This window comes from Actinomadura litoris (genome assembly GCF_009733595.1).
GTDB lineage: Bacteria > Actinomycetota > Actinomycetes > Streptosporangiales > Streptosporangiaceae > Spirillospora > Spirillospora litoris.
Map to the genome: position 1 here is coordinate 56746 of NZ_WOFH01000020.1, position 23161 is coordinate 79906.

Here is a 23161-nt window from a genome sequence, read left to right on the forward strand (position 1 = left end):
TTTCGTCATGAAACGGAACGTAATGCGCCGCGCGCCGCGCGGTCTATGACCTGACCGCACCACCGTCCCTGACCTGGACGGGAGGTCGGGCTGTCGCCGGGGTGGTTCGACACGGGCCGTTCCGGGGCGGGGGTCGGCGGAACGGCCCGTGTCGCTCTTGGGCTCAGGTATGGATGTTGAGGTCCACGCCGAGCAGGACGAGGAACCACAGGAAGATGGCCAGCAGTGCGCTGACGATGCGCCGTAGCAGGCTCGCGGTGAGGTAATCGTGGTCCCAGGCGATGAACAGGCCCACGATGATGTAGAGGAGTCCGAACAGGCCGATGTGCGGCCGATATCGATATGCCATGGGGGTGGTCTCCTCCTCGGAGGGGTCTGGACGCACCCTCCGGTGCCCGGCTCGACGCGCCGATAACATCGCCCCCCGAAAAGGACAGTGCTAATTCCACCCTTGACCCGGACCGTTAATGCGGCGGCCCGGCCCGCTTCTCCGCGAGGTCGATCCGCACCACGGCCGGATCGCGGTCGCCCGCCCGGTCGGCGAACTCGGCGGCCCGGTGCACCACGTCGAACTCGTGGCGGCGGCGCCGCAGCGCCGGGCTGAGCAGGATGTGGTCGAGCGTCTGCGCGTTCCCGCCGGTCACGGCGGTGTAGCGCTCGGGCGCCGGGAGCCGCTCGGGCAGGTCGGCCAGCCCGCCCTCCCTGACCAGCCGCCGCACGGGCGCGCCGGTCTCCCGCTCCCCGAGGTCGCCCGCGACGATCACGGCGGCGTCGCCGTCCACCTTCCGGACGGAGCGGACGAACCCCGCGACCACCTTCGCCTGCGCGTCCCGGCGCCACGAGCTCGGGCGGGTGGGCGGCTGGAACCGCCCGAACAGCGGCTGGTCGTCGCTGGAGCGGCCGAACCACTGCCCGGCGACGACGATGACGCGCCGCCCCCGCCAGGTGATCTCGGCGGCGAGCGGCTTGCGCGAGTCGGCCCAGGCGGCGTCGCCGGGGGCGATCCGGCCGGGGCTGAGCGTCAGCCCGGCCGCCCCGTCGCGCCGCACGACCGCGACCGCCGTGACCGCCGGGTCGAGGCGGCCGGGGGACGGCTCGTCCTGCATCGGCTCCGCCGGGGCCGGGCGGTCGCCGAACACGAGCCCGCGGTCGGTGCGGAACAGGAACCCGACCCGGGAGTTGGCGCCGCGCTCGCCGCCGTCGGCGTTGTCGCGCGGGTTCACCGACCGCCAGTCGTACCCGGGCCCGCCCGCCGCGCTGATCGCCGTGATCAGCTCCGCGACCGTCTGGTCGGCGGCGACCGTGCCGTCGTCGGCCTCGCCGCTGTTGTCCCCGATCCCGCTCACCGCGATGAGGTCGGGGGACCGCAGCCCCCGCACGATGTCACCGGCGAGCGCCTGGAATCGCTCGGGCGGCGAGTCGGGGTCGAGCCCCTCCAGCCCGGCGGTCGCGACGGCCAACTCGCCCGCCAGGGCCGGACGCGTCGCCTCGGGCGCCAGCCCGCCGCCCGCCCGCCGGGGCGTGGCGGTGGGCAGCAGCTTGAAGTCGCCGTAGGCGTAGTCGAGGACGCCGTCGCACGCCCCCGGCAGCCGGTCGCCCACGTTCATCGCGGGCAGCGGCGCGAGCGCGTCGTCGAGGAGGACCCGCTCGGGGTTGGCGTCGCCGTCCCGCAGCAGGATCCCGCCGCGCGCCGTCCGCGTCCCCGCCCCGGCACCCCCGGCGGGCAGCACGGGCAACTCGCCGTCGCGGGACGGGCCGACCGCCACGGCGTCCTGGACGCGGACCCGCATGCCCTCCAGCGACTCGTAGAAATCGAGCCCGTTCGCCCGAGGGTCGAAGCCGCCGCGTCCCTCCACGTCGCCGGGCCCGTCCTTGACGCGGCTCGTCGGGGCCGTGCGTCCGCCGGGCCCGAGCGCGGTCGGCGCGGGCAGCGGCACGCCGTGCGCGACGACGCCGGCGGCCGTGGCGTCGATCTCCGTCCGCGTCAGCCCCTTGGACGCGGCGCCGCCCGGACGGAACTCGCTGACCCTCCCGTCCACCTCGACGCCGTCCCCGACCACGGCGCGCGGCCGGGTCCGGGTGAAGACGAACACGCCCTCGGAGGTGGCGTCGTCCTTGTCGGGACGGGGGTCCTGCATCCAGAAGCCGTTGCCGGTCAGCGCGGTGACGACCCCCGGAACGCCCGCCACGACACGGCGGTTCAGCGGCGACAGGTGCGCGGCGCCCTGGATGTCGTGGATGCGCACGGCCCCGGCCGCCCGCGCCGCCGAGGGGGCCACGCCGAACGGGGCCGGAACCGCGACCACCGCCGCCACGACCCCCGCGAGGACCGCGCGCCGCCCGCGCGTCGTGAGCCGTCCCACCGAACCTGCGCCCGCCACCCGCACTCCATGATCGACTAGGTGTCCCGACCGGACAGGCAGAAGGATCGCATGCCGGGCGAACGCTGACCAACGCCCTCGGATAGGGTGCGCGACGAAGGAGAGCGATGACCCACGAACAGGCGTCCGCCGCGACGGGGACGACCGGCACCCCACCGGCGGAGACGCCCGCCCCGATGCCCGCCGCCCTGCTGCGCGCGGCCCGCGCCGCCAAGGGCTTCATGCCCGACGCCGAGGGCCTCGCCCTGTACGAGACGGCCCTGCGCTACGGCGCGCGGCTGGCCGAGGCCGGCCCGATGCTGGAGGTCGGCAGCTACTGCGGCAAGTCGGCCGTCTACCTCGGCACGGCGGCGCGCCGGGCCGGGACCGTCGTCGTCACCGTCGACCACCACCACGGCTCGGAGGAGAACCAGGCGGGCTGGGAGCACCACGACCCGTCCCTGGTCGACCCCAGCACCGGACGCATGGACACCCTCCCCACCTTCCGCAGGACCATCGCCGCCGCCGGGCTGGAGGACCACGTCGTCGCGGTCGTCGGCCGGTCCCGGACCGTCGCCTCCCTCTGGCGGACGCCGCTGTCGCTGCTGTTCATCGACGGCGGCCACGCCGCGGAGCACGCGCACGGCGACTACGAGGGGTGGGCGCCGCACATCGCGGCCGGCGGCGCCCTGGTGATCCACGACGTCTTCCCCGACCCGAGGGACGGCGGCCGCCCTCCCTACGACGTCTACCTCCGCGCCCTGTCCGGCGGGGCCTTCGAGGAGCGCCGCGCCGAGGGCTCCCTCCGCGTCCTGGAGCGGACCGGCGCCCCGCTCGCCCTGTAGGCCGGCGGAGCTCGGCGGAGGTCAGCGGAGGTCAGCGGGGGACGGGCAGGAGGGCGCAGCCGCAGGCGGCCGGGTCGGAGGCGTCGCAGGGCCCCAGCGGGCGGCCCGCGACCTCCTTGAACAGGCGCGCGCCGGGGGACGCGCCGTCCAGCGCGTCCGCCGCGAGCACGACCGCCGCCGCCGTGTAGGTCGAGCGGTCGCCGGGGAAGTGGCGGCGGTGCTCGAACTGCCAGCCCGTCCAGTAGGAGCCGTCCTCGTGCCGGAGGTGCTGGATGCTCGCGAACAGCTCCAGCGCCCCGTCGCGGTCGCCCGCCGCGTCCAGCGCCATGACCAGCTCGCAGCTCTCGGCCGCCGTCACCCACGGCTGGTCGGACACGCAGCGGCAGCCGAGCCCCGGCACGACGAAGGTGTCCCACCCGGCGGCGAGCCGCCGCGCCGCGTCCGCGCCCCGGACGGGCCCGCCGAGCACCGGGTAGTACCAGTCCATCGACCAGCGGCTCTTGTCGGCGAACGCCTCGGGGTGCGCGGCGACCACGTGGCCGAGCTGGTCGGCGGCCAGCTCCCAGTCGGGCCGGTGCTCGCCGAGCCGCTCGGCGAGCGCGACCGCGCAGCGCAGCGACTGGTAGATGGACGAGCAGCCGGTGAGCAGCGCGTGGTCGGAGGCGGCGCCGTCCTCGCCCCGGATCCAGATGATCTCGCCGCGCCGGGTCTGGAGCCCGAGCGCGAAGTCGACCGCCCGGCGGACCGCCGGCCACATGCGCCGCGCGAACCCCTCGTCCCCGGTCATCAGCAGCTCGTGCCAGACGCCCACCGCGACGTAGGCGGCGTGGTTGGACTCGCCGCCCGGCTCGGTCACCTCGCCGAGGATCCACTTCGCGGGCCACGACCCGTCCGGCCGCTGGACGCCGCGCAGCCACTCGTACGCGCGCCGCGACTCCGCGCGCAGCCCCGCCACGGTGAGCGCCATCGCGGCCTCGACGTGGTTCCAGGCGTCCACGTGCCCGGGCACGCCTCCGGTGGGCGAGAACCAGGGGATCGCGCCGGACGCCTCCTGCTGCGCGGCGATGCTCCGAGCCGTCGCGAGGACGTCGTCCGCGCCGACCACGCCCGGGACCGACGGGAGGTCAGAGGGCATCCGCCGTCTCCCTGGCCGGGGCGGACGGCGCGCCGCCCGGCGCGGCGGGCTTGCCGAGGTAGACGACGACGCTCTTGCCGATCACGGGGTTGAGGGCGCGCTCGGCCAGCCGGGTCGCGAGCGGGCGCTTCATGATGTCCCAGACGAGGACCCTGTGGTAAACCTTCGCGAGGGGGTTCGCGTCGTTGTCCACCCCGACGGCGCACTTGATCCACCAGTACGGGGCGTGCAGGCCGTGCGCGTGGTGGTGCCCGCCGACCCGGAAGCCGACCGCCTTCAGCTTGGCCTCCAGCTCGGCGCGGGTGTAGATCCGGACGTGCCCGCCGGGCGCGGTGTGGTAGTCCTCCGACAGCGCCCAGCAGACCCGCTCGGGCAGCCAGCTCGGCACCGTCACCGCGAGCCTCCCGCCCGGCCGCAGGACGCGCAGCAGCTCCCGCATCGCGCGCATGTCGTCCGGGATGTGCTCCAGCACCTCGGCCGCGACGATCCCGTCGAAGTGGTCGTCGGGGAAGGGCAGGTCGAGCGCGTCGCCGCGCACGGTCTCGGCCGACGCGCCGTCGGGCACCTCGCCTTCCAGGCGCATCGCCCCGAACATCGCCTCCACGCCCGCCAGCTCGTCGGCGTCCTGGTCGAAGGCGACGACGCGCGCGCCGCGGCGGTACAGCTCGAAGGCGTGCCGTCCGGCGCCGCAGCCCAGGTCGAGGACGCGCTCGCCGGGGGTGACGCGGAACCGCTCGAAATCCACGGTCAGCAGGGTCGTGCTCCTTCCGTACGGGGCGCCGCGAACGGCCCCCTGGTGGCCGGCGCGCTGCCCGGCGTGATGCCCGGCGCGGCCCGCCGGGGTCAGCGGCGCGCGGCCAGCCGCCGGTAGCGCTGCTGCTCGATGGCGGCCCGGTAGTGCCCGACGGTCGCCTGCGCCACGGCGGGCCAGGCGAAGCGCTCTTGGACGCGGGCGAGACCGGCGGCGCCGGCGCGCTCGCGCTCCTCGGCGGAGTCGTGCAGGCGGCGCAGGGCGGCGGCCAGCTCCTCGGCGTCGCCGGGCTCGACCAGCACGCCCGCGTCGCCGACGACCTCGGGCAGCGCCCCGGCGCGGCTGGCGACCAGCGGCGTCCCGGACGCCATGTGCTCGACGGCGGGCAGCGAGAAGCCCTCGTACCGGGACGGGACGACCGCGATCTCCGCCGAGGCCGTCAGCTCGCCCAGCTCGCCGTCGCTGATCCCGTGGACGAACCGCACGCGCTCGCCGAGCGCGAGTTCGCGGACGAGCCGCTCGGTCGGGCCGTCCTTCTGCGGGCGGCTCACGACGACCACGTGGACGTCGCGCTCGGTGGCGAGTTTGGCGACCGCGCGCAGCAGCACGTCCACGCCCTTGATCGGCGCGTCCGCGCTGGCCATCGCGACGATCCGGCCGGGGACCCGCGCGCCGCGCGGGTGGAAGATCCGGGTGTCGACGCCGAGCGGCAGGATCTCGATGTCGCGCGGGTCGACCTTGAAGTCCTTGACGATGTCGACCTTGGAGGACTCCGAGACCGTCAGCACCGTGCCGATCCGCCGCGAGACCTGCGACTGCATCGCGACGAACCCGTACCAGCGGCGCTTGCCGAGCCGCTCCAGGACGCCGCCCGCCGCCTCCAGCTCGATCCGCCGGTCCACGCTGATCGGGTGGTGGATGCTGGTGACCAGCGGCAGCCCGAGCCGGGCGATGCCGAGGTTGCCGAGGCCGAGGACCTGGTTGTCGTGCGCGACGTCGAAGTCGCGGCGGCGCCTCCTCAGCTCGCGCAGGACGCGGATGCTGAACGTCAGCGGCTCGGGGAAGCCGCCGGTGCGCATGTGGGCGAACTCCAGCACGTCGACCCAGTCGCGGAACTCGGCGCGCGAGGGGGTGCGGAACGGGTCCTCGTCGCGGTACAGGTCGAGGCTGGGGATCTTGGTGAGCGCAATGTCGTCGCGGTCGAGCTCGGGGTAGGGCTGCCCGGACAGGATCTCCACGGCGTGCCCGAGGCCGGCCAGCTCGCGGCTCAGGTGCCGCAGGTAGACGCCCTGGCCGCCGCAGTGCGGCTTGCTCCGGTACGACAGCAGGGCCACCCGCAACGGCCCGTCCGGGTCGCCGCCACGCCAGTCCTCGCCCACGCACCACTCCCGTCAGTCGCGGGACCCCGGTCGCACACGCACCGGCGTCCCCAGGACACCGCCGATGAAACTAGACCTTAGCCTCCGCACGTTACGGCTGAGTTCAATATTGGGCATGGCGTCCAAAAGTGTTCCGAAGAGCACATCAGCGGCAGAGTGCCGGACCGCCGCCGCGCGGGTCGGGCCCGCCGGGACGTCCATCATTCGCCCCGGATGATCCCACGGACTGATCGCCCGGTGTGTCGGGGGCGTCACAGCGGGCAGTCACACCGGGATGAAGGCGATCACGGTGGTTCCCGGCCGGCCCGACCAGGTGCGGGTGGAGGAGCGGCCCGACCCCGTCCCGGGGCCGGGCGAGCTGCTGGTCGAGGGGCGGCTGCTCGGGATCTGCGGCACCGACCGCGACATCGTCGAGGGCGACGGCTACGGCTGGCCGCCGCCCGGATGCGACCGCCTCGTGATCGGGCACGAGTCGCTCGGGACGGTGCTGTCGGCGCCGCCGGGCAGCGGGTTCGCGGAGGGCGACCTGGTCGTCGGCCTCGTGCGGCGCCCCGACCCCGTCCCCTGCGCGCCCTGCGCGAACGGCGAGCCGGACTTCTGCCGCAACGGCCGCTACACCGAGCGCGGCATCAAGGAGCTGGACGGGTTCGGCGCGCGGCGCTGGACCACGGAGGCGGACTACGCGGTCAAGCTCGATCCCGCGCTCGGCGACCGCGGCGTCCTGCTGGAGCCCGCGGCGGTGCTCGCCAAGGCGTGGGAGCAGACCGACCTGATGTTCACCCGCTCGTCGTGGCGGCCCCGGGTGGCGCTGGTGACGGGCGCGGGGCCCATCGGGCTGCTCGCGGCGCTCCTGGCCGTCCGGCGCGGCCTGGAGACGCACGTCCTCGACATCCGGGACAGCCCGGCCAAGCGCGCGCTGGTCGAGGACCTCGGCGCCGCCTTCCACACCGGCGACGCCGGCGGCCTCGGCGTGACGCCGGACGCGGTGATCGAGTGCACCGGGAACGGCCCGCTGGTGTTCCGGCTCACCGAGGTCGTCGCGCCGGACGCGGTGATCTGCCTGACCGGCATCTCCTCGGGCACCCGCGCCGTGCCCGTCGCGGCGGACGCGGTCAACCGGGAACTGGTGCTGGAGAACACCGTGCTGGTCGGCTCCGTCAACGCCGCGCAACGCAACTTCCGGCAGGGCGCGGACGCGCTGGCCAAGGCCGATCCCGGCTGGCTGGACCGGCTGATCACCCGGCGCGTCCCGATGGAGGGCTTCGCCGAGGGCCTGCGCGAGCACGGGGACGACATCAAGGTCGTGGTCGACCTGCGGGCCTGAGACCGGCGTACCGGGGGAGGGGGGCTGACGTGCAGGGATATTCCGGCGCGCCGGTCGCGGAAGGGCCGGTCGGGGGGATCTCGGCCGAGGGGCGGCGGCGGATCTGGTTCCACGCCGTCCTGATCGCGGTGGGCGGCTTCCTGTTCGGCTTCGACACCGGCGTCATCTCCGGGGCGCTGCTGTTCATCAAGACCGACTTCCATCTGAACTCGTTCGAGCAGGGCAGCGTCGTGAGCGTGCTGGTCCTCGGCGCGATGGCGGGGGCGCTCGGCTCGGGCCGGATCGCCGACCGGATCGGCCGCCGGTGGATCTTCTGCCTGGAGGGCGTCGTGTTCCTCGTCGGGACCGCGATCGCCGTCCTGTCGACCGGCTACGGGATGCTCGTGGCGGGGCGGCTGGTGCTCGGCCTCGCGGTGGGCGCCGCGTCGGCGACGGTCCCGCCCTACCTGGCGGAGATCTCGCCGAAGGAGATCCGCGGCCGGCTGCTCACCCTGAACCAGCTCATGATCACGATCGGGATCCTCATCGCCTACCTGGTCAACCTGGTCTTCTCCGGCGGCGGGACGTGGCGGGCGATGATCGGCGTCGGCGCCGTCCCCGCCCTGGTCATGGTCGTGTCGGCGGTGCGGGTGCTCCCGGAGTCGCCGGAGTGGCTGCTCGCCCACGGGCGGCGGGCGCAGGCGCGGGCGCTGGTCGCGTCGGTGAGCGACGGGGAGACCGCCGACCGGCTGATCCGGCGGCGCGAGGAGCGGCTCCGGCGGGCCCGCGAGCAGGCCGACCCCGCCGACCGGGACGCCACCGGATGGCGCGCGCTGCGGGCGCGGCGGGTGCGCCCCGCGCTCGTCGTCGGGCTCGCGCTGGCCGCCGGGCAGCAGTTCGGCGGCATCAACACGATCATCTACTACGCGCCGACGATCATCGAGGAGTCCGGGCTGACCGCCTCGAACGCCATCGTCTACTCGATCGCGATCGGCGCCATCAACCTCGTGATGACGCTGGTCGCGATCCGGCTGATCGACCGGCTCGGGCGCCGCGACCTGCTGCTCGCCTCGTTCGCGGCGATGGCGGCGACGATGGGGCTGCTCGGCCTGGCGTTCGTCGCGGGCTGGACGTCCGGCGTGTCGCTGCTGTTCATGGTCCTCTACATCGCCGCGTACGCGGGCGGGGTCGGGCCGGTGTTCTGGACGCTGATCGGCGAGCTCTTCCCGCCCTCGGCGAGCGCGACGGGCTCCAGCGCGTGCACGGCGGCGAACTGGGCGTCCAACTTCACCGTCAGCCTGGTCTTCCTGCCGGTGGTCTCGCTGATCGGCGAGGGCGAGACCTTCTGGATCTTCGCGGTGATCTCGCTGGCCGGGCTGCTGTTCACCGCGCGGTTCGTCCCGGAGACGAAGGCGCGCGACTTCACCGAGGTGGACCGGGATTTGCAGGCCCGCTTCGGCGCGGGACGCCCCGGCCGCGGGATCGCCGGCTGATACCCGCCGGAAACATGCGCTGACCTGGCCTTCGGCCCCGCGGCCACCGGGGCGGCGCCGGACGGCCGGGTTGTTGATTAGTGCCGGATCATCGGCAGTCCGTGACCGATATCGGAATACCCGCCGAAACGGTCGCTACGATTCGCCGATGCTGAGCAACATGGTTGGGAATACGGCAGAGAATTCACGGACGCTTCCAGACCTTTGCGCCGACTTCATCGAGACCACCCGGCGCCACGACTGGGACGCGGCCGGGCTCGCGCACGACGCCGCGATCTTCCGCGCGCAGGAGGCGGACACCGCCGAGCGGACGCAGGCCCTGGCCGTCCTCGCGCCGGTGCTCGCCGACGTCGCGCTGGGCGAGGGGCCGGACCTGGCGATCCTGGCCGGCGGCCTCATGGACCTCGGTGCCGACCCCGGCGCGGCCCTCGAAGCGTTGACCGCCCGCGTCGCCGAGTGCCTGGAGCTGGCCGCGCGCTTCCCGGCGCTGTGGGACAGCGCGGGGGGCACCGAGCTTCCCTCCCCCGAGGACAACGCGCAGGTCCCGGTGGTGCTGGACCGGCTGAACGCCGACCCCGACGGCCTCGCGCTCCCACCCGTCGAGGCCGGGCACGCCACCGAGGCGTGGTTCACCGCCGCGACGTGGGCGCAGAGCCTCCTCGTCCCGCTGCAGCACCGCGAGGTGCGGGACTCGCTGCCGAACCGCGAGCGGCTCACCGCGGCGGCCGAGACGGCGTCGGGGCTGCTGCCCGCCGCGTCCTGGGTGAACGGCCTGCTCCGGGTGCTGGACGATGAGACGCTGATCGTCCTGCACCGCCCGACCGGCAGCGGCTACCGGCTCACGATCGGCGGCATCGGCGACAACTTCCAGCTCCACACGCTGCTCGCCGCGACCCTGATCGGCGGCGGCCACATCGAGGGCACCCCGCCCGACCCGGAGTGGGTGACCGCCGCGACCGACGGCCAACCGCGGCCGGTGGGCGGCATCGAGGGCCGCTTCAACCTCGTCGACGGCCACGGCGAGTGGATCTGGAACGAGGGCCGACCCGCCGACATCCCCCTCCTGGACGGCCACCGCGTGATCGTCCTCGACCCGCCGGCCTACCCCCGCGCGTGGGACACCGGCCGCCTCTACCCGCTGATGCGGCCCACGATCACCCTCGACCACGTGCTGACGCCGGACGAGGCCGCGGGCTGGACGGCCAGGATCGCGCCCGCCAACAACCCCTGACGCTCCCCTCGGACGACGGCGGCCGGACGCGCACCGCCGGGACCAGCGCGGCCGGGGCGGGCGCGTCCGGGCCGGATACCGGCCGCCGGTTCAGTGGCCCTCGTCGCGGCCTCCGCCGTTCCACCACGCGACGGCCTTGTCGACGGCGATGCCGGTGACCCAGAGGTCCTCCGGGTCGTCGGGCATCAGCACCTCGCGGAGCGCGTCGTCGAGCTGCCAGGAGCCGGTCTTGGCCGCGTGCCCGCCGGTCTCCGGGTCCTGGAACAGCGCCTCGACGTCGGGCGGCAGCAGCGAGCGCTCGTGGTCGCGGCCCACCGTGAACGGGTACCCGCACGCGGCGGACGCGGCGGTGGGCACCGGCAGCCCCGTGCGCTCGGCCAGCGACCGGATCGCCGCCACGTCGTAGGGCGCGGGCCCCCGCTCGGCGATCAGCCGCAGGAGGCGGGCGATGCGGTCGGCCCCGCCCCACCCCTGCGGCTTGGGCCGGTACCTCTCGTGCCAGCCGGGGAAGGTGAAGTCGCGGAACGCCCCGTCCGGGGAGTACTCGACGGCGACGGAGTCCTTGTGCGGGTGGTTCTGGAACGACAGGACGATCATCGCGCCGCCGGGGGTCCGCCAGACGCGGCCGACCGGGTCCTGGGTGGCCTGGGCCGCGAACCACAGCCGCCGCCACCGGCCGCTCCCGTCGCCCCAGGGCGTGTTCCCCCAGGCGGCGAGCGTGTCGAGCAGCCTGGCGCGGGCGTACTCGGCCGTCCACGGCATGGCCGCGAGCAGCGCCTTGCCGCCGAGCGCCCCGAACGGGAAGTACACGCCGGGGGCGGTCTCGGGCAGCTCGACGCGCCCGACCGGGTGCGGGGTGTCGTAGGCGGGGCCCGTGCCGGCGGCCTCCTCCAGCACCTCCGCGAGGTACCGGACGGCCACGACCTGCCCGACCGACCGCCCCGGCCGCAGGTCGGGCCGCGTACGCAGGCGCGCGGGCAGCACGGCCGGATGGTCGGTGCCGAGGGCGTCGTGCAGGCGCAGCACCCGGAACAGGCAGGCGGCGGCGCGCCGCGCCAGCTCGGCCACCCCGTTCAGCAGCCGGGGGTCGGTGACGTCGGGGAGGACGCGGGGCAGCTCCTCCTCCAGCTCCTTCGGGTGGACGAGCGCCGCGTCGACCAGCCGGGCGACGTCCGCGCGGTCGACGCGGCGCAGTGCCGCCGACCCGGCCGGGTCGGTGGGGGAGAGGTGCGGCCAGAAGCCGGGCGGCGGCATGACCTCTTCGCCCTGCACCGGGTCGTAGTGCACCCGGACGGTCGGCCGCCCGTCGGCGACCAGGCTGAGGAGTCCGCGGTCGAGCGTGACCAGCACGGGCGAGTCGGCGCCGGGGAACGTGACCTCGACGGCGGCGGGGCTGCGCGGCCACCGGGTCTCGGCCGCCGCCGCGCCGTCCGGCACCTCCAGGCCGCCGTCCACCAGCCGGTAGGTCTCGGGGCGCCGCCCGTTCAGCCGCGACAGCCAGAACTCCCCGCCGTCGTGCCACGGGAACGTCGCGCCGGGGAACTCCCCGTCGCGGCGCCGCACGGTGCCGCCGGGGCCGTGCACCTCGACGCGCTTGCCCGCGACCCCCAGCGTCAGATGGTCCTCGTGCAGGACGACCGTGACCGGCGCCGCGCCGACGTTCGGGAAGCGCAGCTCCTCCGGGACGCCGGCGCGCAGCGCCCGCCACAGCGCGTCGACCGGGTCGGTGACCTCCACGTCGGCGAGCGCGTCCCTGACCGGCGACGCGGTCGCGGCCAGCGGGGTCAGCCACGGCAGCGACCGCTCCAGCCCGAGCAGGTCGCCGGCCGCGCATTCGGCCTTCCACCCGTCGGTCAGCTCGGTCAGCACGCGCCGGATCGGCGGCCGCGCCCACAGCGCCGTGAGCACCGCGGGGTAGTCGACGTTGTCGTACCTGCCCACCTGCTCGGCGTAGGCGGCGAGCTGGGCCCGCGCCGAGCGGTCGGTCTCCACCTTCGCGGCGAACGCGGTGAAGTCCGCGGCGTCGGACGTCCAGTGCGGCGCGTCCGCCTTGAGGGGCGCCTTCCGCCGTCCGGTGAGGGGGTCGGCGTCCGGGTCGAACCAGCGCCCGAGCGAGGGGAACACCCGGTCGCCGGCGGACCCCGCCAGCCGCATCAGCTCGGCGGCGGGCTGCGCGCCCAGCTCGACGAGCCACCGCCTGGACAGCCGCCGCCCCGCGTCGACCAGCCCGAGCAGCAGCAGCCACCTCCGGTGGTGCTCGGCCCGGGTCTCGGGGTCGTCGTAGAGGTCGGGCCGGGCCGCGATCAGCAGGTCGAGGAACTCGGGGTCGCCGGCGAGCCGCCGCAGCGCCCCCTCGACCGCCTCCCACACCGGCAGCGGCGCCCTGGCCAGCAGCCCGCCGCGCAGCAGCCGCGCGGCGATGTGGCCGGTCTCCTCGGCCTCCTCCACCCCGGCGGCCCGCGCGACCGGTAGCAGGTCGGCGACCACGTTCGGATACGGGACGACGCCCGCGTCGAGGAACGCGCCCAGCGCGGCGCGCGCCCATTCGTGCGCGACCGCGGGCTCGGGGTGCATCGCCAGCCGCCGCAGGTGATCGTGCAGCAGCGTCGCGGTGATCACCCCGTGCGGGACGAACTCCACCAGCGTCCGCTGCACCCGGGCCGTGTCGATGTCGAGGCCGAACAGGCGGTGGTGGGCGTCCTCCACCTCGCGGGCCCGGCCGAACAGGAACGCCGCCTGCTCGACCTGCCCCGCCTCCGCGAACCGGAGCGCCGCGCCGTCGAGGAACGCGGGCACGTCCGCCGCGGCCCGGCCACCCGCGATCCGCAGCGTGCGCGCCCGCGCCTCGCGCGGATCGTCCGCCCCCAGCGCCACCGCATCCGAAACATCCGAAACGTCCACCCTCACCCCTCCTGATCACCGCGCCGCGAGCCTAGCCACCCCCACCGACACTCGCCGTCCCTTTCCGCACACCCACCGAAACCCCCGCGAAGCCGCCGGACGCGCCTACTCCTTCGGCGCGGGCCGGTAGCAGAGCCGGACGACGCCCGAGGGGAAGGTCGTGGTGTTGACGAGCTCCAGCCGGCCGGGGCCGATGTCGTCGAAGACGCGCGGCCCGGCCGCCCACAGGTAGGGGCTGACGTTGAACCGGTACTCGTCGACGAGGTCGTGGGCGATGAGCGCGCGGGCGAACTCCCCGCCGGAGGGGGAGACCAGGTTGCCGTCGTGCTCCTCCTTGAGGCGGCTCACGGCGGTGGCGAGGTCGCCGTCGAGCAGGGTGGCGTTCCACTCCAGCGGACCGGTCAGCGACCGGGACGCGACGTACTTCGGCATCCCGTTCATCCGGGCCGCGTACGCCTCGAAGCCGGGCACGGCCGCCAGGCTCGGCCACACGGCCGCCAGACCCTCGTAGGTCTTGCGTCCGAGCACCATGGCGTCGGCCGCCTGCCACATCTCCAGCCCGTCCCGCACGCTGTCGGGGTCGGTGACCAGCCAGCCGCCCTGCGGTTCGGCGGAGGGGGCCTCGAAGGCGCCGTTGACGGTCATGGCCAGATTGATGATCAGTCGTCCCATGGGAGGCTCCTGGTTCCTGTGTCTGTGCTGGGGTCGGTGTCTTACAGGTCGTCGCCGGCGGCGAGGTCCGCCGCGAGCTTGTCGAGGCTCTGGCCGAAGCCGATCTCGATCCCGGCGACGAAGTCGGCGGACTCGATGGTGCTGCCGGTGATCCGCCAGTGCGCGTCGAGCCGTGTGCCGGTGCCGGCCGGGGTCAGGTCGAGGGAGACGTGGGCGGTGAAGGCCGGGCCGCCGTCGGGCAGCAGCGAGGACATCCGGTAGGCGAGGCGCTCCCGGAGGCGCGCCTCCTCGACGGCGCCCTCGGCGCGTCCGGCGACCACGTCCGTGCCGTCGGTGTCGTCGAGGTCGCGGTATTCCAGGACGATCCGCCCGCCGGGCCGCGCCTCGAAGACGAGCTCGGAGACGCGCAGGTCGTCGGGCGTCCACCAGCGGGTCAGCAGCGACGGCTCGGTCAGGTGCCGCCAGACCCGCGCGGGGCTGCCCGCCAGCGACCGGCGGAACCCGAACGAGCGTCCGTCGGCCCACCCAGGCGCCTCGGCGGCCCGCCGCTCCGCGTCGAGGCCGGCCGCGTGGCGGTCGTGGACCTCGCCCGGCCCGCCGGGCCGGTCCGCGGTGTCGGCGAGCCGGTTCAGGGCGGTCGCCAGGTCCCGCAGCGGGCCGGGCCGGAGGGCGTAGAGGCGGCGCTGGCCGACCCGCCGGGAGGAGACCACGCCGGCGCGCTCCAGCGTCTGGAGGTGCTTGGTGGTCTGCGGCTGGCGCGCGTCGGCGAGCCGGGCCAGGACGCCGACCGGCCGGGGCCGCTCGGCCAGCAGGCTCACCAGCCGCCAGCGGGCCGGATCCGCCAGCGCGGCGAGGAGTGTCGTGTCCATGGCCCGAAGTATTCTCCACAGCGAATATTCTTGTCAAGGAATAATTCCAGATAGGATGAACCAGGCGGCGATCATGGTGGTCGAGTGCGTGCGCCACCGCCCGTTCCGCTCCCCCTTCTGGTGAGGGCGGGACGGCCCGTGCGGGGGATTCCAGTGGGGGAGGGGTCGGTTAGCCTGGGCTCACCTCGCCCGCGCCGGAGAGAGTTCGCAGATGCCCGCAGATGCCGACGAGCACGCGTTCGACGACGGACCCGTGTTCGACGACGATTTCGTCAGGAGTGCGGCGTTCACCGAGCCGTCCGCTCGTGAGCGCGCCCACGTGCCCGGGAGGCGCGAGCGGTGGCGCGCCCGGCGGGAGGAGCGAAGATCCGCGCCGTTCGGGGGAGGACTCGGCCGGGAGTGGGGCGGACGCCGTCCCCGGTGGGCGCTCTTCCGGGGCTCGCGGCACGCGGGGTACCGGGACCCGAGCCACCGCAAGGCCGTCGTCCAGGTGATCAGCGGCGTGATGGTGCTGCTGCTGATCTCCACCGCGCTGTGGTGGTGGAACCGGCCCGGCGACGCGGGCGGCGCCGCCGGCGGCGCGGCGCTGCTGCCGCTGCCCGCGCCGAGCCCGGGGGGCGGCCCGGCCGACCCGTTCGCGGGGTCGCCGGCGGCGGACTACGCCGACGGCGAGGCCGGGCTCCAGATGCCCGACCCGAAGGCGGTGAACGGGCTCTCCGAGGCCGACATGGCGCTCGCCTACGTCCAGGTCCGCAAGCTGCTCGTCGCGGCGAACCTCGATCCCACCGTGGTGTTCGAGCGCAGGCCCGACGCCTTCGCCAGGCTGCTGGAGCCGCGGCAGCGCCGCGAGTTCGAGCGCTCCCTCGACCGCAAGGGGCCGAAGAACAGCCGGGCGTGGGTGACGAGTTTCGCGGCGGGCAGCGCCGAGCGGGCCGCCGACGTGGTCAAGGTGCGCGGCACGGTGACCGCGCGGAAGCAGCGCGACCAGGGCGCCGACGGCGCGAAGGTCACGACCGACCACCTGTTCGTGTACGCGGTGCGGCGCCCCGGGTCGCCCTCGACGACGATGCGCGTCATCGTGCGGCGCGCGACGGAGGTCTTCGTCCACCGCGAAGGCGGGAGGGTGCGGCTGCGGATCGTCCGCACCGACAGCTCCACCGCGCCGATGGCCTGCGACTTCGGGGACGCCTTCGTCCACCCCACCTTCCCGGGGACGCCGGGCGCGGCGCCCCCCGGGAAGCCGGTGGACCCCTACGACCTGTCCGCGCCGATCCAGGCCGCCCAGCCCTGCCAGCAGGTCACCCACGTCTGAGGTCCAGGGACACCTCCAGGCTCGCGTAGGAGGGCACCAGGACGCGGCGCGCGGCGCGGCGGGAGGTGATCCGGTACGGGCGCCCGGCGGCGTGCAGCGTCCCCAGCATGCGGGCGACCTGCTCGCGGGCGACGGCGGCGCCGAGGCACAGGTGGCGGCCGCCGCCGAACCACAGCTGCCGGGTCTCGGGCACATAGGGGCGGCGCACGTCGAACGGCCCCGCGCCGTTGGTGGCGAGGTAGGTCAGCACCAGGACGCGCTCCCCGGCGCGCAGCCTCCGTCCGGCGACCACGGCGTCGCGGGCGACGTGCCGTCCGATCACCGGGGCGGGGGCGGCGACGCGCAGGCCCTCGCGCACGGCGTTGCCGGTCAGCGAGGGGTCGGCGAGCAGGGCGCGCTGCTGCCCGGTGTCGTGCAGCAGCGCCACCGTCCGGACGGTCCCGGACGCCCCGGTCTCGGTGCCCGCGATGACCAGCAGCGTCGCGAGCCCCCGGCTCAGCGGCAGGCCGAAGCCCATCTCGCGGCAGCGGCCGAGGAGCGTGCCCGGCCCCGCGCCCGCGTAGGCGGCCGGGACCGCGGCGGTGATCTCCGCGACGATCGCGCGGGCCCGCGCGACCGTCGCCGGGTCGAGGTCGGTCGAGGACGTGGTGCCGACGGCCAGCGAGGCGAGCCGCTCGCCCGCCGCGAACAGGTCGCGGTAGGCGGCGTCCGGGCGGTCCGCGGGGAGCCCGAGCAGGTCGGCGACCATCCGCCCGGACAGGACGCGGGCGGTGTCGGCGACGTCCACGACCGCGCCGGCGGCCAGGCGCCGGGCGAGGTCCGCGTGGTGCGCCCCCTGGGAGCGCTCGACCAGCGCGCGGGCGGCGTCCTCGGTGAACAGGTCGCGGGCGCGGGTGCGCACCTCGGCGTGCCGGGCGCCGCCGAAGAACCGCCCCATGTCCTCGCCGAACAGCTGCGTCCACAGGTGCCCGACGCCGCCCTCGCCGTTCATCGCGAACGAGCCGTGGTCGTTCAGGACGCGGCGCGCGAGCACCGGGTCGGTCACGACCCAGCCGAGCCGGGGGACGCGGACGAGGGGCCCGGCGTGGCGGGCCGCCTGGAGCAGCGCGTACAGGCCGCGGTTGCCCTCCCACAGCAGCCGCGCCTCGTGCCGCGCGGCGTTCGCGGCCGCCGCGCCGCCGCCCGCCGTGTTCCTGATCTTTGTGCTGGTCACTCGGTGATTGTGCCGGGTGCCGCCCGCGCGCCGGCATCCGTATCCCCACGTAACGGGATGAGTGGTAGTACTCACGGCGAACCGGGTTACAACGCCCAGGCGATGTTCCGTAGGGTCGCGGTGTCCGGGACCGGTCCTGGTCCGAGAATCTGAGCCCGACCAGGCACGAAGCGGCGCCGGCCCGTGGGGGACCCCGGGGCTCGCCGTCCACGGAGAGCGCGAGGAACCCTGCCCATGAGAGCCCGTATCACCGCCGTCGCGGCGCATCTGCCCGCGCGCACGGTCACCAGCGCCGAGGTCGAGGAGCGCGTCGCGGCCGAGAGCGGCGCCGCCGGACACCCCTACCGGCCGCGTCCGACGATCGTCGAGCGGATGACCGGGATCCGCGTCCGGCACGTCATGCGCGACGACGAGCAGGCGTCCGACCTGGCCGCGGCGGCGGCGCGCCGCGTCCTCGCCGGGCGGGGCCTGGCCCCCGAGGCGGTGGACCTGCTGGTCTTCGGCTCGGCGTCGCAGGACCTGGTCGAGCCCGCGACCGCGCACATCGTCGCCGCCAAGCTCGGCGCCCGCTGCCCGGTGTTCGATGTGAAGAACGCCTGCAACAGCTTCCTCAACGGCCTCCAGGTGGCGGACGCGCTGGTCCGCACCGGGCAGCACGAGCGCGTGCTCGTGTGCACGGGAGAGAGCCCCTCGCGCGCCATCCGCTGGAGCGTCCGCGACCGGGCCCAGTTCGCGGACGCGTTCGCCGGCTACACGCTGTCGGACGGCGGCGCGGCGGCGCTGGTCGAGGCCGCCCCGGACGGCGGGATCTTCTACCGCGACTTCGCGGCCGTCTCCAGCGCGTGGCGGGTCGGGACGCTGCCGGGCGGCGGCTCGATGCACCCGCGCGACCCCGAGCGCACCTACTTCAGCGGCGACGGCCGGCGCCTGAAGGACGCGTTCGCCGCGGGCGGCCCCGAGCTGTTCGACACGGCGCTGGAGAAGACCGGGCTGGGCTGGGACGACTTCGCGGTGGTCGCCGTCCACCAGGTCACGGTCCCCTACCTGGAGGCGACGCGGGCGGCGCTCGGCATCCCCGCCGACCGGCTGGTGGTGACGCTGCCCGAGCACGGCAACCTCGCCTCGGCGAGCCTGCCGCTCCAACTCGCGACGGCGCTGGAGCGGGGGCGCTGCCGCCCCGGCGACCGGGTCGCGCTGGTCGGGCTCGCCGGCGGCATCAGCCTCGGCGTCGTCTTCGCCGAGCTGTGAGCGGGGGCAGAACGGTGAACGTGTGGGTCGTCGTCCCCGCCTACGACGAGGAACGCTCCATCGGCGCGACGCTGCGGAGCCTCGCCGGGCAGAGCGACACCGGCTTCACGCTCGTGGTCGTCGACAACGGCAGCGCCGACGGCACGGCGGCCGTGGTGCGGGAGTTCGCCGCACGGCACCCGGGGCTGGACGTCCGGATCGTCCCGGAGCCGGAGAAGGGGACCGGCGCCGCCGCCGACACCGGCTTCCGGCACGCCATCGCCGCCGGGGCGACGCACCTCGCCCGCACCGACGCCGACTGCCTGCCCGACCCCGGGTGGGTCGCGGCGGTGAAGCGGGCGTTCGCCGACGGGCTGGAGATGGTGTCGGGCCCGCTGCGACCCCGCACCGACGAGTTCCCGCTCAAGCTGTGGGAGCGGCGGCTGCTGCCCGCCGTCATCGGTGCCGCCGCGCTGTTCGGACGGTTCCGTCCTGGCAACCAGGACCCCTGCTACCTCGGCCCCTACGTGATGATGCCCGGCTGCAACATCGCGATCACCGCGGACCTGTACGAGCGGGCGGGCGGCTTCCCGCGCACCCGCATCGAGGACGTCCACGAGGACCGCGCGCTGGTCAACCGCGTCCGCCGGCTGACCGCCGCCTACGGCCTGCGCCGGGACGTCGCCGTGTACGGGTCGGTGCGGCGGCTGCGCGCGTTCGGCCTGCTCAGGACCCTCGGCTGGTACGCCGACCACCGCTACCGGCCCCCCGTCGTGGACATCCGGTGAACTGGGAACGGCGCCTCTACCTGGCGGCGCACCCGCTGGCCTACCCGCTGCTGCGCGGCGCCGCCCGGCGCGGCCCGGCCGTGCGCGTGCCCGGGGTCGGCGTGGTGGTGAACGACGCGTCCGCGGCCCGCGCCGTCCTCATGGACGGCGAGACGTTCCGCAAGGACGGCCCCGGTTCGCCCGGTGACCTGTGGACGCCGGTGCTCGGGCCGTCCGTCCTGCTGAACATGGAGGGGGAGGCGCACCGCGCGCTGCGCCGGCGCCTGACCGAGCTGTTCACACCGTCCTCCACCGAGGAGCTGTGCGCGCGGGTGCTGGCCGAGCCGCTCGCCCGCCTGCGCGACCGGCTCGCGCGCGGCGCGACCGTGGACCTGGTCGCCTTCTCCCGCGTCGTCGCGGGCACGGTGATCGGCGAGGTCATCGGCCTGGACGTGCGGGACGAGGCGGACGTCCGCGCCCTGTTCGAGCGCGGCGAGCGGATCGCGGCGACGGTGTCGCTGCGGACGCGGCGGCTCTCCCCGTCCCAGGTCGCGCGGGCCCGGGAGGTGCTGGACCCGCTCGGCGGCATCGCCGCCCGCTCCTACGCCGCCGGGGACGAGTCGACCGTGATGGGCCGGATGCGCGCCCTCGGCCTCGCGCCGGACGAGGCGCGCGGCGCCGCCGCCGCGTTCTTCCTCACCGGGACCGAGACGGTCGCGACGCTGATCCCCCGCCTGGTCGCCCTGCTCGCCGACTCCGGGACCCTCGGCCGCGTCGCCGCCGACCCCGGCGGCCTGCTGGACCGCGCGATCGAGGAGGCCATGCGGGTGGCGACGCCGACGCCGGTGATGCTGCGCAGCGTCCACCGCGCCGCCGAGGTCGGCGGGGTGGCGGTCCGCCCCGGCGACCGGATCCTGATCGCCACCCACAACTGCTGCCAGGCCGACGGGGCGTTCGATCTCGACCGCTCCCATCCGCCGGAGCTGCGGAGGCTGTGGTTCGGCGCGGGCCCGCACTTCTGCATCGGGTACCCGCTGGCGATGGCCGAGATCCGGCTGGTCGCCCGGACGCTCCTCGCCGCCGCGCCGCTGCGGATCACCCGCCGGGCGGCGGCGCGCGGCGTCCTCATCCCCACCTACCGCCGCCTGGCCGTCCGCACCGAGAGGGCTCCCGCATGACGCTGATCCGCCGGTTGGCCGACCAGGCCGCCCGCACACCCGGGGCCGTCGCCCTCGTCGCCGGGGACGGAGCGGAACTCACCTACGGCGAGCTGCGGCGGCGGGTGCTGGCCGTGCGGCACGGGCTGCTGTCGGCCGGGCTCGCGGAGGGGGACGGCGTGCTGTTCTCCGTGCGGCCCTCGCCGGAGTCGCTCGTCCTCGCGCTCGGGGTCGTCGCGGCGGGCGGCGTGGTCGTGTTCGCCGACCCGGGCGCCGGTCCCGAGATGTTCACCGCGCGGCTCCGGCTGGCGCGCCCGCGCTGGTCGGCGGCCGAGTCGGTGCTGTATGCGGGGAGCAGGCTGCGGCCGGTGCGGGCGTATGCGCGGCGTCGCGGGCTGCTCCTGCCGAACCTCGCCGACCTGCGGATCCCCGGCGAGGGGCCGATGCGGCATGTCCATGTGGGGCGGCGGCTGCCGGGTGTCCCGCGCGGCGCGCTGCCGTTCGCGGACCTCGTCCGGGGCGACGCCCCGGAGCCGGAGGGCGACGGCGACCCCGGCGCGCCCGCCGCCGTGATCTTCACCTCCGGGACGACCGAGGACCCGCGCGCGGTCGTCCACACGCAGGGGTCGCTCGCGGCGGCGCTCGACCTGTTCCGGGAGCGGATGCCGCTCGGGCCCGGCGACGTCGTCCACACCGACCAGCTCATGCTCGGGCTGCCCACGCTGGTCTCGGGGGCGCGCTGGTCGATGCCGCCGCCGCCCTGCGCGCCCGCCGAGTTCGCGCGGCTGATGCGCGAGCGCGGCGCGACGCACACGTTCTGCGTCCCCGCGCACCTCGCCGAGGTCCTCGACGCGGCGCCCGCGCTGCCGGACACGCTGCGGCACGTGCTGCTCGGCGCGGCCCCCGCGCCCGCCGGGATCCTGCGGCGCGCGGTCGCGGCGGCGCCGTCGGCCGAGGTGCTGTCGGTGTACGCGATGACGGAGATCCTGCCGGTCGCGATCGCGTCGGCGGAGGAGAAGCTCGCGCACGTCGCCTCCGGCGCCGGGGGAGACCTGCTCGGCGCGCCGCTGCCCGGGGTCGGCGCGCGTCCGGCGGACGACGGCGAACTGCTGCTGTCCGGGCCCAACCTGTGCCGCGGCTACCTCGGCGCGGAGCCGCTCACCGAACTCCCCACCGGCGACCTCGTCCGGCTGGACGGGGGGTCGCTCGTCCTGACCGGCCGCAAGAAGGACATGCTGATCCGCGGCAAGTTCAACCTCTACCCCGGCCTGTACGAACCGGCGATCGCCGCGCTCCCGGACGTGGCGGACGCCGCGATCGTCGGCGTCCCCGACCCGGGCACCGGCGACGAGGAGGTCGTGCTCGCCGTCGTCGGCCCCGGCGACCTGCCGGGGCGGCTGCGCCGCGTCCTCCCCGGCGTCATCGACCACGACGCCCTCCCCGACCGCGTCGTCGTCCTGGCCGAGCTGCCGCGCTCGGGGCGCGGGCGCAAGCTCGACCGGGCCCGGCTGCGCGACCTGGTCACCGCGGGTGCGGCGGGTACGGCGGGCCCGGCGGGTACGGCGGGTACGGCGCGGTGAGGGTCGCGGTGACCGGCGCGTCCGGGTTCGTGGGCGGCGCGGTGTGCCGGGCGCTGACCGCGGAGGGCGCCACCGTCCACGGCTTCGGCCGCCGCGGGGACGTCCCGGCCGCCCATCTCGGCGGCGCCTCCTACCGCGCGTGGGACCTCACCCGGGGCCCGCTCCGGGACGCGCCGCCCGTCGACGCCGTCGTCCACTGCGCGGGGAGCGTCACCGACTGGGGACCCGCCGCCGAGATCTTCGCCGGGAACCTCACCGGGACGCGCAGCGCCATGGCCGCCTTCCCCGGGGCACGGTTCGTGCACGTCAGCACGGCCAGCGTGTACGACCCGTTCCGGCCGAGCGTCATGGTCACCGAGGACGAGGCGCCGGTGGCCCGCTACCTCAACGCCTACGGCGCGTCCAAGGCCGCCGCCGAGCGCGCCGTCCTGGCCCGGGGCCACGGCGCGGTCGTGCTGCGCCCGCACGCCGTCTACGGCCCGGGGGACCGGGCGCTGCTGCCGCGCGTCCTGTCCGCCGTGCGCGGCCCGGTGCTGCCCGCCGTCGGGACGGGCCGCCAGCGCGTCAGCCTCACCTCGGTCGGCAACCTCGCGCGGGCCTGCGTGCTGGCCGCGACCGGCCCGGTTGCCTCGGGCGTCTTCAACATCACGGACGCGTTCCCGGTCGCGATCGACGACGCCTTCCGGGAGATCCTGCGCGAGCGCGGCGTCCGGGCGCGGCCGGTCTACGCGCCCGCGCGGCTCGCCGGGCCCCTCGCGGCCGCCGTCGAGGGCGCGTTCCTGCTGGCCCGCCGCCGCGAGCCGCCGCGCCTCACCCGCTACGCCGTCGGCCATCTCGCGGTCGAGCGGACGCTCGACATCACCGCCGCCCGCGCCGTCCTCGGCTACCGGCCGCACCCGACGACGTTCGCGGGCGCCGCCTCCTGGGAAACGTCAACCACGGGTTGACGACCAAGGAGCGTCAACC

The 23161-nt window shown here is 75.7% G+C and carries 19 protein-coding genes; 10 read left to right on the forward strand and 9 right to left on the reverse strand.

The features are described 5' to 3' along the window. Positions 1-163: 163 nt before the first annotated feature. Both GNZ18_RS37995 and GNZ18_RS38000 read right to left on the reverse strand, forming a co-directional pair. Complete coding sequence (locus tag GNZ18_RS37995; protein ID WP_156221950.1) at positions 164-349, reverse strand: hypothetical protein; 186 nt, start codon at positions 347-349, stop codon at positions 164-166. A 115-nt stretch (positions 350-464) separates the two neighbouring features. Next, positions 465-2381, reverse strand: a complete 1917-nt coding sequence (locus tag GNZ18_RS38000) for a DUF8508 domain-containing protein (protein ID WP_216651571.1) — start codon at positions 2379-2381, stop codon at positions 465-467. A gap of 176 nt (positions 2382-2557) precedes the next feature. Between GNZ18_RS38000 and GNZ18_RS38005 the strand changes: the two genes are divergently transcribed. Continuing rightward, positions 2558-3205 carry a class I SAM-dependent methyltransferase gene (locus GNZ18_RS38005; protein WP_156222071.1) on the forward strand — a complete coding sequence of 216 codons (648 nt, stop codon included), beginning with the start codon at positions 2558-2560 and terminating at the stop codon, positions 3203-3205. A 31-nt stretch (positions 3206-3236) separates the two neighbouring features. Here the strand turns inward: GNZ18_RS38005 and GNZ18_RS38010 are convergent, their stop codons facing one another. The 3 genes from GNZ18_RS38010 to GNZ18_RS38020 form a co-directional block, all read right to left on the reverse strand. Next, a complete protein-coding gene (locus GNZ18_RS38010) occupies positions 3237-4340 on the reverse strand; it encodes a prenyltransferase/squalene oxidase repeat-containing protein (RefSeq protein ID WP_156221952.1) in 1104 nt (367 codons plus the stop codon). Next, positions 4330-5094 (reverse strand): class I SAM-dependent methyltransferase, encoded by a 765-nt coding sequence (locus GNZ18_RS38015; protein WP_156222073.1) that lies wholly within the window; start codon positions 5092-5094, stop codon positions 4330-4332. The genes GNZ18_RS38010 and GNZ18_RS38015 overlap by 11 nt, the downstream gene beginning before the upstream one ends. Before the next feature lie 89 nt (positions 5095-5183). Next, positions 5184-6470, reverse strand: a complete 1287-nt coding sequence (locus GNZ18_RS38020) for a glycosyltransferase family 4 protein (protein ID WP_312874977.1) — start codon at positions 6468-6470, stop codon at positions 5184-5186. 274 nt (positions 6471-6744) lie between these two features. Between GNZ18_RS38020 and GNZ18_RS38025 the strand changes: the two genes are divergently transcribed. From GNZ18_RS38025 to GNZ18_RS38035, 3 genes are all read left to right on the forward strand, one after another. After that, positions 6745-7794: a glucose 1-dehydrogenase gene (locus GNZ18_RS38025; protein WP_156221954.1), complete on the forward strand. Its 1050-nt coding sequence runs from the start codon at positions 6745-6747 to the stop codon at positions 7792-7794. 29 nt (positions 7795-7823) lie between these two features. Next, entirely contained in the window at positions 7824-9266 is a 1443-nt protein-coding gene (locus GNZ18_RS38030) for a sugar porter family MFS transporter (protein WP_312874978.1), read from the forward strand. Between the two features lie 148 nt (positions 9267-9414). Beyond that, on the forward strand, positions 9415-10497 hold the full coding sequence (locus tag GNZ18_RS38035; RefSeq protein WP_156221956.1) for a hypothetical protein: 1083 nt from the start codon (positions 9415-9417) through the stop codon (positions 10495-10497). 90 nt (positions 10498-10587) lie between these two features. On the opposite strand, the gene GNZ18_RS38040 is transcribed toward GNZ18_RS38035, so the two are convergent. The 3 genes from GNZ18_RS38040 to GNZ18_RS38050 all read right to left on the reverse strand — a co-directional run bounded on the left by GNZ18_RS38040 (position 10588) and on the right by GNZ18_RS38050 (position 14939). Further along, positions 10588-13398, reverse strand: coding sequence for a hypothetical protein (locus GNZ18_RS38040; RefSeq protein ID WP_156221957.1), 2811 nt, complete (start codon positions 13396-13398; stop codon positions 10588-10590). 105 nt (positions 13399-13503) lie between these two features. Next, a complete protein-coding gene (locus GNZ18_RS38045) occupies positions 13504-14070 on the reverse strand; it encodes a dihydrofolate reductase family protein (RefSeq protein WP_156221959.1) in 567 nt (188 codons plus the stop codon). Between the two features lie 41 nt (positions 14071-14111). Continuing rightward, a complete protein-coding gene (locus tag GNZ18_RS38050) occupies positions 14112-14939 on the reverse strand; it encodes a metalloregulator ArsR/SmtB family transcription factor (RefSeq protein WP_156221961.1) in 828 nt (275 codons plus the stop codon). Between the two features lie 211 nt (positions 14940-15150). On the opposite strand from GNZ18_RS38050, the gene GNZ18_RS38055 reads away from it, so the two are divergent. Continuing rightward, positions 15151-16251 (forward strand): SCO2583/SCO2584 N-terminal domain-containing protein, encoded by a 1101-nt coding sequence (locus GNZ18_RS38055; RefSeq protein ID WP_156221963.1) that lies wholly within the window; start codon positions 15151-15153, stop codon positions 16249-16251. Here GNZ18_RS38055 and GNZ18_RS38060 read toward each other — a convergent pair. Further along, positions 16238-17464: a cytochrome P450 gene (locus GNZ18_RS38060; protein WP_312874979.1), complete on the reverse strand. Its 1227-nt coding sequence runs from the start codon at positions 17462-17464 to the stop codon at positions 16238-16240. The two genes, GNZ18_RS38055 and GNZ18_RS38060, sit on opposite strands and share 14 nt — an antisense overlap. A gap of 234 nt (positions 17465-17698) precedes the next feature. On the opposite strand from GNZ18_RS38060, the gene GNZ18_RS38065 reads away from it, so the two are divergent. Genes GNZ18_RS38065 through GNZ18_RS42835 form a run of 5 tightly spaced genes read left to right on the forward strand, consistent with a single transcriptional unit; the run spans position 17699 to position 23142 of the window. Continuing rightward, complete coding sequence (locus tag GNZ18_RS38065) at positions 17699-18712, forward strand: 3-oxoacyl-ACP synthase III family protein (RefSeq protein WP_156221965.1); 1014 nt, start codon at positions 17699-17701, stop codon at positions 18710-18712. Positions 18713-18726: 14 nt separating this feature from the next. Further along, positions 18727-19479 (forward strand): glycosyltransferase family 2 protein, encoded by a 753-nt coding sequence (locus GNZ18_RS38070; protein ID WP_214617360.1) that lies wholly within the window; start codon positions 18727-18729, stop codon positions 19477-19479. Further along, on the forward strand, positions 19476-20636 hold the full coding sequence (locus GNZ18_RS38075; RefSeq protein ID WP_312874980.1) for a cytochrome P450: 1161 nt from the start codon (positions 19476-19478) through the stop codon (positions 20634-20636). Before GNZ18_RS38070 ends, GNZ18_RS38075 begins: the two co-directional genes overlap by 4 nt. Beyond that, positions 20633-22195, forward strand: coding sequence for a class I adenylate-forming enzyme family protein (locus GNZ18_RS42830; RefSeq protein ID WP_246251200.1), 1563 nt, complete (start codon positions 20633-20635; stop codon positions 22193-22195). The genes GNZ18_RS38075 and GNZ18_RS42830 overlap by 4 nt, the downstream gene beginning before the upstream one ends. Continuing rightward, the gene (locus tag GNZ18_RS42835; RefSeq protein ID WP_312874981.1) at positions 22192-23142 is read left to right on the forward strand and encodes an NAD-dependent epimerase/dehydratase family protein; all 951 of its coding nucleotides are present in this window, start codon (positions 22192-22194) and stop codon (positions 23140-23142) included. The genes GNZ18_RS42830 and GNZ18_RS42835 overlap by 4 nt, the downstream gene beginning before the upstream one ends. The last annotated feature ends 19 nt before the right edge of the window (positions 23143-23161 follow it).

Coding starts and splice junctions, on each gene's coding strand:
- GNZ18_RS42830 (WP_246251200.1), top strand. CDS start 20,633: ATGACGCTGATCCGCCGGTTGGCCGACCAGGCCGCCCGCACACCCGGG.
- GNZ18_RS38035 (WP_156221956.1), top strand. CDS start 9,415: ATGCTGAGCAACATGGTTGGGAATACGGCAGAGAATTCACGGACGCTT.
- GNZ18_RS38045 (WP_156221959.1), bottom strand. CDS start 14,070: ATGGGACGACTGATCATCAATCTGGCCATGACCGTCAACGGCGCCTTC.
- GNZ18_RS37995 (WP_156221950.1), bottom strand. CDS start 349: ATGGCATATCGATATCGGCCGCACATCGGCCTGTTCGGACTCCTCTAC.
- GNZ18_RS38005 (WP_156222071.1), top strand. CDS start 2,558: ATGCCCGCCGCCCTGCTGCGCGCGGCCCGCGCCGCCAAGGGCTTCATG.
- GNZ18_RS38055 (WP_156221963.1), top strand. CDS start 15,151: ATGCCCGCAGATGCCGACGAGCACGCGTTCGACGACGGACCCGTGTTC.
- GNZ18_RS38065 (WP_156221965.1), top strand. CDS start 17,699: ATGAGAGCCCGTATCACCGCCGTCGCGGCGCATCTGCCCGCGCGCACG.
- GNZ18_RS38050 (WP_156221961.1), bottom strand. CDS start 14,939: ATGGACACGACACTCCTCGCCGCGCTGGCGGATCCGGCCCGCTGGCGG.
- GNZ18_RS38010 (WP_156221952.1), bottom strand. CDS start 4,340: ATGCCCTCTGACCTCCCGTCGGTCCCGGGCGTGGTCGGCGCGGACGAC.
- GNZ18_RS38025 (WP_156221954.1), top strand. CDS start 6,745: ATGAAGGCGATCACGGTGGTTCCCGGCCGGCCCGACCAGGTGCGGGTG.